5 protein-coding genes and 1 tRNA gene are annotated in these 13,581 nt (G+C 49.5%); 1 reads left to right on the top strand and 5 read right to left on the bottom strand.

The window, feature by feature from the left end:
• Positions 1 to 21: 21 nt before the first annotated feature.
• The 4 genes from C7E00_RS01560 to C7E00_RS01545 form a co-directional block, all read right to left on the bottom strand.
• A complete protein-coding gene (locus tag C7E00_RS01560) occupies positions 22 to 1,380 on the bottom strand; it encodes an MATE family efflux transporter (RefSeq protein WP_105302957.1) in 1,359 nt (452 codons plus the stop codon).
• Positions 1,381 to 1,478: 98 nt separating this feature from the next.
• Positions 1,479 to 1,667 carry a hypothetical protein gene (locus C7E00_RS01555; protein ID WP_105302606.1) on the bottom strand — a complete coding sequence of 63 codons (189 nt, stop codon included), beginning with the start codon at positions 1,665 to 1,667 and terminating at the stop codon, positions 1,479 to 1,481.
• 38 nt (positions 1,668 to 1,705) lie between these two features.
• A complete protein-coding gene (gene glmS, locus C7E00_RS01550; RefSeq protein WP_105302605.1) occupies positions 1,706 to 3,526 on the bottom strand; it encodes a glutamine--fructose-6-phosphate transaminase (isomerizing) in 1,821 nt (606 codons plus the stop codon).
• Positions 3,527 to 3,760: 234 nt separating this feature from the next.
• Positions 3,761 to 4,642 (bottom strand): DUF7916 family protein, encoded by an 882-nt coding sequence (locus tag C7E00_RS01545; protein ID WP_105302604.1) that lies wholly within the window; start codon positions 4,640 to 4,642, stop codon positions 3,761 to 3,763.
• Between the two features lie 83 nt (positions 4,643 to 4,725).
• Between C7E00_RS01545 and C7E00_RS01540 the strand changes: the two genes are divergently transcribed.
• Positions 4,726 to 4,798: transfer RNA gene (locus C7E00_RS01540), tRNA-Thr, on the top strand.
• A 121-nt stretch (positions 4,799 to 4,919) separates the two neighbouring features.
• Here C7E00_RS01540 and C7E00_RS01535 read toward each other — a convergent pair.
• Positions 4,920 to 13,295 (bottom strand): MBG domain-containing protein, encoded by an 8,376-nt coding sequence (locus tag C7E00_RS01535; RefSeq protein WP_105302603.1) that lies wholly within the window; start codon positions 13,293 to 13,295, stop codon positions 4,920 to 4,922.
• Positions 13,296 to 13,581: the final 286 nt, after the last annotated feature.

Below are 13,581 nucleotides of genomic sequence, written 5' to 3'. Positions count from 1 at the left end.
AGGTTCTTCGATTCTGTGCAATCAGAGAATCTCTTTCTTTTCTCCTAATCCATGTGCCCTCAGATACAGGTACATCACGATCATGACCGCAAGAGTAATGACCCAGCTGACCGGATAAGCCATCATCAGAACCCGTAAAGTATGATGCGTCCTGAAATAGGTATAAACCCATGCAATACGGACGCCGCAGATCCCGACTAACGCAACAATCGCAGGCTTCAGGGATTCCCCGTATCCTCTCATTGCGCCTGAAATATTATCAATTGCCCCATTCAGCGTTTCAAAACACAGGATCCAGAATAATCGTTCATATCCATAGCTGATGACTGCCGGATCCCCATTGAAGATCTGCAGAAGCTGTCTGCCGAAGGCAACCAGAAGGAATGAGAAACCGCCTCCGATCAGAGTGCTTTCCAGCAGGGCGGTCTTCAGCGTTTTTCTGCAGCGATCCAGCTTCCCGGCGCCGTAATTCTGAGAGACAAAAGTCGTACATGCCTGTGAAAAGCTGTTAACCAGGAAATATCCGAGAATTTCGATATTGAAGGCTGCACTGGATCCAGCTACTGCATCTGTTCCCAATGAGTTCACCGCTGCCTGTATGATCACATTCGAGATTGAGAATACCATTCCCTGAATTCCGGCAGGAAGTCCTACTCTCAGCATCATGCCAAGCAGATTGTGATCAATGTGAAACAGTTCTTTCCTGATCCTGATCGCCAGCTTTCCCCGGCAGAGAAAATAGAACAGAAGACCGGAAGAAATCACATTGGAAATCACCGTTGCGGTCGCAACTCCATCCACCGTCATTCCGACCACAACGACAAAGAACAGATTCAGCGCCACATTGATCAGACCGGAAACCACCAGGGCAAATAACGGCGTCTTCGTATCCCCCTGGCTCTGATAGATCGCGGATTCAAAGTTATACAGCAGAATCACCGGCATTCCGATCAGATAAACCCTGAGATAAAGCACTGCCATATCCATGACATCTTCAGGAACCGTCATCAGTTCCAAAAGGCCTCGGGCAATCAGTTCTCCGAATATGGTAACGAAAATACCGGAAATCAATGATACAAGGATCGCAGTATGCGCTGCCTTTTCCACACTGTCCATGTCTGTTCTTCCGGTAAATCTGGAAATCACGACATTTGCGCCAAGCGAAATGCCGACAAAAAGCGTGACCATGATATTGACTACGGAGGAATTCGCTCCGACTGCCGCCATTGCCTGCTTGCTGACAAACTGGCCGACCACAGCTACATCGGCGGCATTGAAAAGCTGCTGAAGAATTCCTGTTGCGGCAATCGGCAGAGCAAAAATGAGGATCTTGTCCCACAGAGACCCCTCTGTCATATTCAGCTTTTCTTTCTCTTCCATCTCTGTCCCCCTCAATATGCTGAATACTATACACCCGCAGATATCCGAAGAGAAAAGAAAAATCCACGCCTTTTCAGCATGGATTTCCAGGGATTTCATCAATTCTCTGTCTTGTCTTCCGGTGCTTCCTGATCCATGATCGCACCGCAATACGGACAGACAGGCTTTTCCAGATTTGATGTCTTTCCGCAGACGGAGCAATCACACTCCCTTGTATAAAAGAATCCTCCGACTGCATCATCCGATTCTGTTCTATGATGAATCCAGTAACCGTGTTTTTGTTCCATGTTTCTATTTTAACGCATTTCAGAAAAATGAAACGGAATCATTCTACGGTCACGGACTTTGCCAGATTCCTCGGCTTATCAATATCACAGCCCTTTTCCTTCGCTGTGAAATACGCAAATAGCTGCAGTATCACTGCCGTCAGAACCGGTGCCAGATCACTGCTCACTTCCGGAATCCGGATCACATGGGAGAATTGTTCGCCTTCATAATCCTTGCCTGTCACCAGGATGACTTCTGCCCCTCTTGCAATGGTCTCTTCAATATTGGAGATCGTCTTCATCGCCACCTCGGGCTGTGTTGCCAGGGCCATGACAACCGTATGCTTCTCAATCAATGCAATCGGGCCATGTTTCAGTTCACCGGCATAATACGCATCCGCATGCACATAGGAAATCTCTTTCAGCTTCAGAGCTCCCTCCAGGGCACTTGCATAGTCAAGCTGTCTGCCGATGAAGTAAGCATCTCTCTGGTCCTTCAGAAGCCCGGCCAGATCTCTCATCGTATCCTGGTATTTCATCGTCTGTTCCACTGCATCCGGAAGGTTCTTCAGATTCTCAATCTTCTTCGTGATCCCTTTTACCGATCTTCCGGTCAGCTCTGCCAGTTTCAGAACAAGCACGTAAAGCAATACCAGCTGAGTTGTATAAGCCTTCGTGCTCGCAACCGAAATTTCCGGCCCAGCGCACGTATAAACCACCGTATGAGCAAGCCTTGCAATGGAAGAACCAAGTACATTCACGATTCCAATGGTGATGCATCCCTTAGCTTTTGCCAGCTTCAGCGCAGCCATCGTATCTGCTGTTTCTCCGGATTGCGACACAAAGATACATAAGGTATCTTTTCCAACCCTCGGATTGCTGTAGCGGAATTCGCTTGCCGGAATTGCCGAGCTGCTCAGTCCTGTCATCTGCTTTGCAAGATGATCCGCATAGAGGCAGGCATGATAGGCAGTACCGCATCCGATCCATACCAGCTGCGAAATGCTTTGCCAGTCAGCATCCAGGCCCTCCACTTCCGGAAGAGAGATTCTTCTTGCCTTGAGTTTTCCCCTCAGAGTCTCACGGATCGCATTCGGCTGCTCATGAATCTCTTTCAAAAGGAACGAATCATATCCTCCCATCTGGGCAGACTGAATATCATAAGGGAACCGGATAAAATGCGGCTCCTTCCTGCGGCCGTTCTCATCAAACAGTTCCAGAGAACCAGGCTTCAGAATTGCCATATCACCATCATTCAGCGGCAGAATATCTTTGGTATATTCCAGCAATGCAGGTGCATCGCTGGCACAGAACGTGCTTTCTGCCGTCTTCCCGAGAACCATAGGGCTCTCTTTCTTTGCAACATAGATCGTGTCTGGTTCAAACACAGAAACCACGCACAGAGCCCAGGAGCCATTCAGCCGCTTCAGTGTCTTCTTCAAGGCAGAAAGCAGATCATGGGACTCTTTGTAATACTCATCCAGCAGAAGGACGATGACTTCACTATCTGTCTCTGACTGGAAGCGATATCCCTTTTTCACCAGTTCCTCTCTCAGAGCAGAATAGTTTTCAACAATTCCGTTATGAACTAATGAGATCGTATTGTCCGCATTTGCATGCGGATGTGCATTCAGATTGCTCGGTACTCCATGCGTAGCCCAGCGCGTATGGCCGATTCCAGTCGTTTCAGAGCATTTCTCCTGAGCTACAATCTTCTCCAGTTCAGCCAGTCTTCCTTTGGTCTTCCACGTACGCAAGCTATTCTCTCTGACCAGCGTAATGCCAGCCGAGTCATAACCGCGATACTCCAGCTTTCTCAGACCCTGCAGTAAAAATGGCAGCGCTTCACTTCTGCCGGTAAAACCTGTAATTCCGCACATGAAAAAATATCCTCCATTTCCAGGAAACACTTGGTCATGGAGGATACCGAATGGATCTGTTCAGCTCTCACGAGCTGTTTTTTCCCATTGCTCAGGCCGTATCCAGCCTTCGGGTCATCCGCCGAATCTTTCGATAAATACCCGATCCTCGTCAACTGCGATCGCAGTCCAGGCGCTATATTCTGTCACTGATCTCCACGACAGAAGTTATTATACACGAATATGACCGGCGCTTCACCTGTTCAGTGAAACCGCCATCCTGCGAAGCGTCTCCTTCTTCCCCCGGATTGCCAGTGAATACGTCAGAAATACCTCCGGATCGGCCATTCCCATCGGGCCATCGTTTCCAAGCAGATGCAGATCAGCCCCAGAAAGTTTTGCAGCAAACGCAATTCTTCTTACCGTCTCAGGGTCCGTATTCTCCATCCCGTTTCCGATTGAAAGCACTGCCACCTTCCCGCGGTAATGAATGTGAGAAATCCTCTGTTCACACCATTCTTCCGTGCATCCAGGCATCGTTCCAGGCCCCTGCAGAAGCACTCCATCAGCTCCGTTATTGATATATCCATTGATGTCATCAATCGTCGGGACCGCATATTGCGCCTGCCCATCTCCAGCAAACAGGACCATCTCTTCGCCAGCTGCTTTCCGCACTTCCCTCAGCGCATCTTTGATTGTGGAAGGCTCCCCGCTGATCAGAAGCAGATTTACCCCCATCGCGGCAGCTTTCACAGCATTCTGCGCTGTCGCAAGCATTCCGCGAGTTATTCCTTCGCTTTTCCGATACCTCTCAGGACCCATAGCCGCCAATCTGACCCCGATCAGTCTTCCGGTAAGCTTTTTGATCATGCGTACCGTATCCATCGGCTGTTTCACCGCCGGCAGCCCTTCCACATGAGGATTTTCTGCATCGAAATGATCCAGGATCAGAATCTCTGCACCTGACGCAGCACATAGCTCCGCATTGGTCAGATCTCCGGTATAAGGAGTCACGTCACTGCTGATCATCGCCCCTAATGCTTTGCCATCAGAAGCCCTGATCCCATGAAGGATTTCTTCCCGTTTCATTGCCGCAAATTCACCAGGCGTGCAATCCAGAAGGCTTTTTTCATTCATACGCTCATGATAGCAGTGAACCTGAAATCATGCCATTGAAACTTCCGGAATTATCAGATATAATAACTCTGCTGTTTTTATATGCCAGCTTAGCTCAGATGGTAGAGCAACTCATTCGTAATGAGTAGGTCGTTGGTTCGATTCCGATAGCTGGCACGCAGAAACTTCCTGGATATCCGGGAAGTTTTTCTATTTCCGGCTCATAAGAAAAGGCACATGGATCATTTTCCATGCACCTTTCTTTCAGTCATTCTGAATCTTTGATTCCTGTTGCTGATCAGTGCTTTCCGGACTTTCTCAGCGCTTCATAGGAAGCTGCCGCAAGAATCATGGAACCTCCGAGCATCCAGAACCATCTCAGGATACCATCATCGCTGGTATTCGGAGTATACGGTCTTCCGGTATTCGGCGTGTACGGTGTTCTCGCTCCGGTATACGGAGTATACGGAACCGCAGCTGTCACCGGAGTATATGGAGTTTCTCCGCCCGTCTCTGGCGCATACGGCGTCGGAGCAGGAGAAGACGGAGTCGGCGTGGTTGACGGTGCAGGTGCCGGAGTGACTGTCAGAGTTCCGAGAGCTTCGGTAACCTTATAGTTTTCTTTCAGCGTATTGCCCCAGTCAATCGCATATCCATTTGCAGAACTTCCTACTGCGGTCTGAGTACCGGTTGCAGTGACAATGATACTGTCACGAACCGTCATCAGTCCCTCATAATGTGCTTCTGCATTGGTCAGTGCCTTTCCATCATAAGCCTTGCTTGCGCTGCCCGTGGTAATGGTCAGCGGAGCAGGATTAATCTGATATGTTCTCTCCACCGTTCCTGTGTAATTTCCGATACCGGTAACTGTGATCGTCACAGTTCCTGCATCAATCAGATTCTCGCTGTACGCAAGAGTGTAATCCGTGCCTTCCAGGAGAACCGCATCATCTGCATCCGCATGGATGAAGCCAATCAGATCTGAGAAGAAGCTTGCCACTGCATTCATCGCAGAAGCTTTTACTCTTTCAACCGTCACCGGCTGTTTCTGCTCAAGTCCGTTATAGACGACATCCTCCGGCTGGCTGACCGTGAACTTATCCGCATTGGAGATATCCGCAGCAATCACTGTCAGCGTTCCGGTCTTTGCTTCAACGGTGTAGTTGCTTTCCGAAGCCGTGCCATCCCATACCAGGCTGTACGTATTCTCACTATTGCCAACCGAGATCTGAGATCCGGTAGCAGCGAAGCTTACTGTCTCGCCATTGACCAAGCCTTCAATCGTCCCAGCCGCAGTGAGCGGTATTCCATCGTATTCCTTCTCTGCATCCGGTGTCACGATGAGGATCGAAGCAGGAGTGATCCGATACGTTCTCTCCACAGTTCCTGTGTAGTTTCCGATACCTTTCACAGTTACCGCAACTTCACCGACATTCTTCACATCCTCGCTGAAGGTCAGAGTGTAATCTTTATCCTTTACGAGAGTCTTTTCAGAATCCTTATCGGTCACAGCAGGTTCCTGTGCCTGATCGCGTCCGTTATAGACAAGATCATTCAGGGATTCAACCTCGAATCTTCTATCATCAGAGATGTCTGCCGCAAGAATGGTCAGCGTTCCGAGATGCTCAGTGATCTCGTAATTTCCCGCCTTGAATCCGAGCTTCTTGTCATAAGCGATCCTATTCTCTTCCGTGCCGACATCAGTGATCGTTCCTACTGCTTTGAGATTCGAAACTTCACCAGTTACAAATCCATCTCCGGAAACTGTTACGGTCGGTGCTGTCAGTGCTGTGCCATCATACTGTTTGCTTGCACTTTCAGACTTCAGATTCACCGTACGCTTGTTCACTGTCAGCGTTACGGTTGTACTTGCCGTTTCATAGTTTGCATTCTCGGCTTTGACGTTGACTGTCTGCTCGCCGACATCCTTGATGCTCGGAGCTTCCGTTGTCCACTCGCCATTTCCTACCTGATACGAAATCGTTGTGCCTTCCGTTACGCTTGCGGTTGCACTTGCAGCGTGAGACTTGCCATCGTATTCGCCTTCGTATCCGTTAGCGGTAAGTGTCAATGTGCCAGACTTGCTGATGGTCAGGGTTCCCGGCACATAAGTCACCGCATAGTTGCCCTGGCTTGCTTCGCCGGTCGGCGTGATTGCATAGGTGCCAACGTCTTCGCCTTCAGCGCGGCTTAACGTATAGCTGACAGTATCGTTATCCAGCGTTCCACTTACTGTTGCCGTCAGCTCAGGATCAGCAGCTCCATAGGTCTTGCTCGTGTTCTCCGCTGTGACTGTGACTGCCTTCGGTGTTACCTTCAGCGTTACGGTTGTACTTGCCGTTTCATAGTTTGCATTCTCGGCTTTGACGTTGACTGTCTGCTCGCCGACATCCTTGATGCTCGGAGCTTCCGTTGTCCACTCGCCATTTCCTACCTGATACGAAATCGTTGTGCCTTCCGTTACGCTTGCGGTTGCACTTGCAGCGTGAGACTTGCCATCGTATTCGCCTTCGTATCCGTTAGCGGTAAGTGTCAATGTGCCAGACTTGCTGATGGTCAGGGTTCCCGGCACATAAGTCACCGCATAGTTGCCCTGGCTTGCTTCGCCGGTCGGCGTGATTGCATAGGTGCCAACGTCTTCGCCTTCAGCGCGGCTTAACGTATAGCTGACAGTATCGTTATCCAGCGTTCCACTTACTGTTGCCGTCAGCTCAGGATCAGCAGCTCCATAGGTCTTGCTCGTGTTCTCCGCTGTGACTGTGACTGCCTTCGGTGTTACCTTCAGCGTTACGGTTGTACTTGCCGTTTCATAGTTTGCATTCTCGGCTTTGACGTTGACTGTCTGCTCGCCGACATCCTTGATGCTCGGAGCTTCCGTTGTCCACTCGCCATTTCCTACCTGATACGAAATCGTTGTGCCTTCCGTTACGCTTGCGGTTGCACTTGCAGCGTGAGACTTGCCATCGTATTCGCCTTCGTATCCGTTAGCGGTAAGTGTCAATGTGCCAGACTTGCTGATGGTCAGGGTTCCCGGCACATAAGTCACCGCATAGTTGCCCTGGCTTGCTTCGCCGGTCGGCGTGATTGCATAGGTGCCAACGTCTTCGCCTTCAGCGCGGCTTAACGTATAGCTGACAGTATCGTTATCCAGCGTTCCACTTACTGTTGCCGTCAGCTCAGGATCAGCAGCTCCATAGGTCTTGCTCGTGTTCTCCGCTGTGACTGTGACTGCCTTCGGTGTTACCTTCAGCGTTACGGTTGTACTTGCCGTTTCATAGTTTGCATTCTCGGCTTTGACGTTGACTGTCTGCTCGCCGACATCCTTGATGCTCGGAGCTTCCGTTGTCCACTCGCCATTTCCTACCTGATACGAAATCGTTGTGCCTTCCGTTACGCTTGCGGTTGCACTTGCAGCGTGAGACTTGCCATCGTATTCGCCTTCGTATCCGTTAGCGGTAAGTGTCAATGTGCCAGACTTGCTGATGGTCAGGGTTCCCGGCACATAAGTCACCGCATAGTTGCCCTGGCTTGCTTCGCCGGTCGGCGTGATTGCATAGGTGCCAACGTCTTCGCCTTCAGCGCGGCTTAACGTATAGCTGACAGTATCGTTATCCAGCGTTCCACTTACTGTTGCCGTCAGCTCAGGATCAGCAGCTCCATAGGTCTTGCTCGTGTTCTCCGCTGTGACTGTGACTGCCTTCGGTGTTACCTTCAGCGTTACGGTTGTACTTGCCGTTTCATAGTTTGCATTCTCGGCTTTGACGTTGACTGTCTGCTCGCCGACATCCTTGATGCTCGGAGCTTCCGTTGTCCACTCGCCATTTCCTACCTGATACGAAATCGTTGTGCCTTCCGTTACGCTTGCGGTTGCACTTGCAGCGTGAGACTTGCCATCGTATTCGCCTTCGTATCCGTTAGCGGTAAGTGTCAATGTGCCAGACTTGCTGATGGTCAGGGTTCCCGGCACATAAGTCACCGCATAGTTGCCCTGGCTTGCTTCGCCGGTCGGCGTGATTGCATAGGTGCCAACGTCTTCGCCTTCAGCGCGGCTTAACGTATAGCTGACAGTATCGTTATCCAGCGTTCCACTTACTGTTGCCGTCAGCTCAGGATCAGCAGCTCCATAGGTCTTGCTCGTGTTCTCCGCTGTGACTGTGACTGCCTTCGGTGTTACCTTCAGCGTTACGGTTGTACTTGCCGTTTCATAGTTTGCATTCTCGGCTTTGACGTTGACTGTCTGCTCGCCGACATCCTTGATGCTCGGAGCTTCCGTTGTCCACTCGCCATTTCCTACCTGATACGAAATCGTTGTGCCTTCCGTTACGCTTGCGGTTGCACTTGCAGCGTGAGACTTGCCATCGTATTCGCCTTCGTATCCGTTAGCGGTAAGTGTCAATGTGCCAGACTTGCTGATGGTCAGGGTTCCCGGCACATAAGTCACCGCATAGTTGCCCTGGCTTGCTTCGCCGGTCGGCGTGATTGCATAGGTGCCAACGTCTTCGCCTTCAGCGCGGCTTAACGTATAGCTGACAGTATCGTTATCCAGCGTTCCACTTACTGTTGCCGTCAGCTCAGGATCAGCAGCTCCATAGGTCTTGCTCGTGTTCTCCGCTGTGACTGTGACTGCCTTCGGTGTTACCTTCAGCGTTACGGTTGTACTTGCCGTTTCATAGTTTGCATTCTCGGCTTTGACGTTGACTGTCTGCTCGCCGACATCCTTGATGCTCGGAGCTTCCGTTGTCCACTCGCCATTTCCTACCTGATACGAAATCGTTGTGCCTTCCGTTACGCTTGCGGTTGCACTTGCAGCGTGAGACTTGCCATCGTATTCGCCTTCGTATCCGTTAGCGGTAAGTGTCAATGTGCCAGACTTGCTGATGGTCAGGGTTCCCGGCACATAAGTCACCGCATAGTTGCCCTGGCTTGCTTCGCCGGTCGGCGTGATTGCATAGGTGCCAACGTCTTCGCCTTCAGCGCGGCTTAACGTATAGCTGACAGTATCGTTATCCAGCGTTCCACTTACTGTTGCCGTCAGCTCAGGATCAGCAGCTCCATAGGTCTTGCTCGTGTTCTCCGCTGTGACTGTGACTGCCTTCGGTGTTATTTTCAAGGATCCGTTTTCGGTATTTACAGTGAATTGATAGCTAACATCAGTATCACCATTCTTAATAACAATGGAATCGGTGTTCAGAATATTATTTGTATAAGTTCCCGCATTCTTTTCTTTTGGATTCTCTGTAGTAAAGCCGCTTACGGTATAAGTAACATTATCAATCGTAAACGTATTTGTCTTTACGCCGGAAGCAGTATGTTCAGTTCCGTCATAGGTAAATGTTTCGGAATTTGCCGTTAATGTGATCTCTTTCTTCTGTTCCCAGACCGCATAGAGATCATTCGCAGGCCTATTATTATCGATACCGATTTTTGTACCAACATCATACCGCTTTCCAGAAGCATCCATCCAGTATGCGAAATAGTATCCAGCTGGAGCTATGAAATCGGCTTTTTCCAGTGTAATCGCAGTGTTGTTTGCCTGGTTATCAACAACGTGGGTCCTATCAGTCAGTCCGGACTCTGTCGGATAGTTCGAATGATAAGTGATTGATGTTAATGCCGAAGTATCTCCATAGACAGCGGTAAGTTCAAGATTGCCTGTGATCTTTACCTTGTCTCCCGGATAATACTTATCCGTACCGTGGCTCCAGTAAAGGAATGTCATGCCCTCTGGAGGAGTAATAATTCCTGATGCCGGCTGAATATCAGCATACGCATTCTGGGAATACTGCTTGCTGTCAATCGGAGCCGTTCCTGTACCTTCGCCAAGGCTATATGTAACTGTGTATTTCTCGCCGTTGATATAGTACGGGTACAGCGTAATGTCGCTATATACTTCTGTGCTGAAGTTATAGATGATGTAATCATTGCCGGACTTTGTTGCCCATCCTGCCCATGTATGTCCTTTAGGGACAGTAACAGTATTGGAACTGCTGCCTTCCTGAATGATATTCCCATCAGAATCCTTTACGGTCGGCATATCATTTTCATTGATCTTGCTGCTGTAACTGATGATGAACTGCATCGGATTGCCAGTTCCTTCAAGATTCATATGAACGGTTCCTTTGTATGCCGGAGCAGCCCACTTTGCGTATAGAGTAATATTATGGGCAGGCATTGTTCCTGTCAGCGTTGCAGGATCGCCTACACCAAGCTCATTATCAAACCATCCTGCAAATACATAACCAGAAGGTATTCCCGCAGGGCGCTCAGGAGCTGCCGTTAAATCCACTTTGCTGACATCCGCTTCATATTTGAACTTTTCTGATTTTGTTGAGTCTCCGTTTACAAATTTAATAGAGTAATCATTTCTCCGATAGTTGAAAGACACTTCATAAACATACTTAGATACCTTCTTGAAGTAACTTCCATCTTCTACATTATCTTCATAGTGATAAGTAAAGCCCTCAATATCATAATGATCTTCTGCACTTGTGGACCACCTACTAGGATCATCGGTCTTAAAACTATCTGTATGATCTAATGTATAGGGTCCATTTAAACCTTCCACCCAATATTTCAAATTCATAGAATATCCGCCGGATTGGCTGACATAATAGAACTCATCGCCGCCAAAGGGCATGGTGGAAATACCGCTTTGATATGGCTGTGTCCCCTGTCCATTCCGTCCCTTATTGGTGCCCCAGATTTTGGAAGTGTTGGTTGGCCAGCGGTCGGAAATGTTTGCTCCGTATTTGGCGGTAATGCGCAGTCTCTCCATTTCGTTCCAAGAATATCCCAACCACTCCCTTTCTGCTTTGAAGAACTTAATCTCGTAGGTGTTTCGAGAATAGTAGACATTCACGATCGTCGATCCGTCACCGGCAATCACTGCGTCCGCATTTGCTGCGTTTGTTTTCTCAGTATTCAGAGTAAAGCCATCATAACTTCCGCTTATCCCGGTCAGATCAATCTTGTTTCCGGATGTCCCGGTTTTAACTATGTTCTCGTGGTAGGAATAATTGCTGTCATTTGCATTCTCCCACCAGTAAATGACAGTATATTTAGTATTTGTGCTTGCTTCCCACACCGCATACAGAGTGGTATCTTCTGAAATCGTGCTGCCGAATGCATATTCAGAACCATCTTCAGAGACAGACCAATGTTTAAAGGTATAGCCAGTTCTCTTCGGTGCTTCCGGTTTTACTGTATTCTTTCCTGCCGCAACGAATACAGGCTTCACATAGCTTGCCCCTTCGCCGCTGGAGAAATACAGATAATGACCTTCTTCGACCTTCGGATACAGTGTCACGTTCTGGTCAGAAAGCGTAACAAACTCGACTTTATGGGTCAGTTCAGCTTCTGTGTACCAGCCGGTCACGGAGTGTGTGGAATCCAGCGGAATCGTAACATCTTCAGTGCTGATGACGTTTCCGCTGACGCCTTCCTTCGTAGTGCTGACTCTGCCCTGATTGTCCAGGAAGAAGACATAATATGCCTGCTGGAAAACCGGATAAAGATGGACCTCTCCCGTTGTGCTTACAGATGCTGCTAATGTGCCGAACTCGCCTGGATCTCCTTCCTGAATGGAAGAAACACCCTGCGTATAGGACCAGCCAAGGAATTTGCTGCCGGTCTTTTCAGGTGTGGTCGGCGCATAAACCGTTTCGCCGTCTTTGACTTTCTGTACATCGCCAATCTGATTTCCGACTGCATCATGGAAATAATAAGTAGCGATTGCTGGAGTGTCTTTGCTGGAAATAACATAGATCGAGAAATGGTCTGCAGAGAATTCTGCTCCAGCCGCGGATACATCCGCATTGCCGACTACCTGTACATTTCCATTGTCCTCTTTATGAAGCACTTCCTGTGTACTGGTCTCTGTGCTTGCAAGTGCTCTGCGCGGTTCCAGTGATACCGATACTGCTCCTTCCGGCTGTACTTCATTGCCATTTGAACCAATGAAGGTAATATCTACTGCCATGGCATCAATGACTTCCTGATCTTCAGACGCGGTCTGCTCAGCTGCTGCAATTGCTTCCGAGCGAGAGACATATGCAACCTTCATCTCCGTGCCAGTTCTGAAGGTATTTTCACCATAGCTGACAGTTACGGTCATCTGGCTTGTAGAGCCGTTGAAAGAACCTGCAGGCAGGTATTCCGGTTCAGGTGCTGCTGTTGCTTCCGGAGTCGCTGACGGTTCCGGTGTCATGGTCGCTTCCGGCGCTGCTGCTTCCGCAGTTTCTACCGGAGCAGCCGATTCAGCCGGAGCTGGCATCTCTTCCACTACGGGGACTGCAGATGCTTCCGGAGCTTCTGCAGGAATCACAGTCGGTTCACTGACCGCAGCTGGCGTCGGTGCTGGAGTCGCCGCAGGAGCTGGAGCTGGCGTTGCAGCCGGCGTCGGTGCAGGTGCTGCTTCCTGGACAGGAGCTGTTTCTTCTGCCGGTACCTGCTCCTCAGCAGGTGCCTCTTCAGCAGGAGCTGCTGTCGTGATCACCGGTTCCTCAGTAACCGGCTCTGCAGGTGCTGCAGATTCTGCAGGTGCCTCCGTGCTTGCAGGCATGCCCGTGTCTTCAGCAACGATCGTGGCGATCGGCGAGAGGAACATTGCCAGTGCAATTGCAGAATTCAAGCATGATTGCAGGATTGAGTGATGCTTTTTTCTGTTCTTCCCCATAGTTTTACCCCTCCTTACAGAGAATTCATTCAATCAAAAAGCAATTTCTCGGATCTCGTAGAGAAAAAGAAGCTTTTTACACTTTCTATTATCTGGAATTCATCCCTCCAATTTCGGCATTTCACGTCGCAGATCATGCATCTCACGCTGTCCGTCCCGCAGGCAATAGATCAAGCGTGAAGGCTGTGACAGAAGTGCAGAAAAAGCGCATTGCAAAAGGGTTTTGAGGCATTTTCGACATTTATAATGCGAATCAGCGAATTCATGCATGCAGGTCTGCGATTCA

Origin of the sequence: Anaerolactibacter massiliensis (assembly GCF_900290205.1) — a bacterium.
Taxonomy (GTDB): Bacteria; Bacillota_I; Bacilli_A; order Erysipelotrichales; family Erysipelotrichaceae; genus Bulleidia; species Bulleidia intestinalis.
Note: the sequence above shows the minus strand (reverse complement) of the source record. Positions and strands in the feature narration are given on the sequence as shown.

Excerpts from the sequence above, each read along its gene's own strand:
- C7E00_RS01560 (WP_105302957.1), bottom strand. The coding sequence starts at position 1,380 with ATGGAAGAGAAAGAAAAGCTGAATATGACAGAGGGGTCTCTGTGGGAC.
- C7E00_RS01555 (WP_105302606.1), bottom strand. The coding sequence starts at position 1,667 with ATGGAACAAAAACACGGTTACTGGATTCATCATAGAACAGAATCGGAT.
- glmS (WP_105302605.1), bottom strand. The coding sequence starts at position 3,526 with ATGTGCGGAATTACAGGTTTTACCGGCAGAAGTGAAGCGCTGCCATTT.
- C7E00_RS01545 (WP_105302604.1), bottom strand. The coding sequence starts at position 4,642 with ATGAATGAAAAAAGCCTTCTGGATTGCACGCCTGGTGAATTTGCGGCA.
- C7E00_RS01535 (WP_105302603.1), bottom strand. The coding sequence starts at position 13,295 with ATGGGGAAGAACAGAAAAAAGCATCACTCAATCCTGCAATCATGCTTG.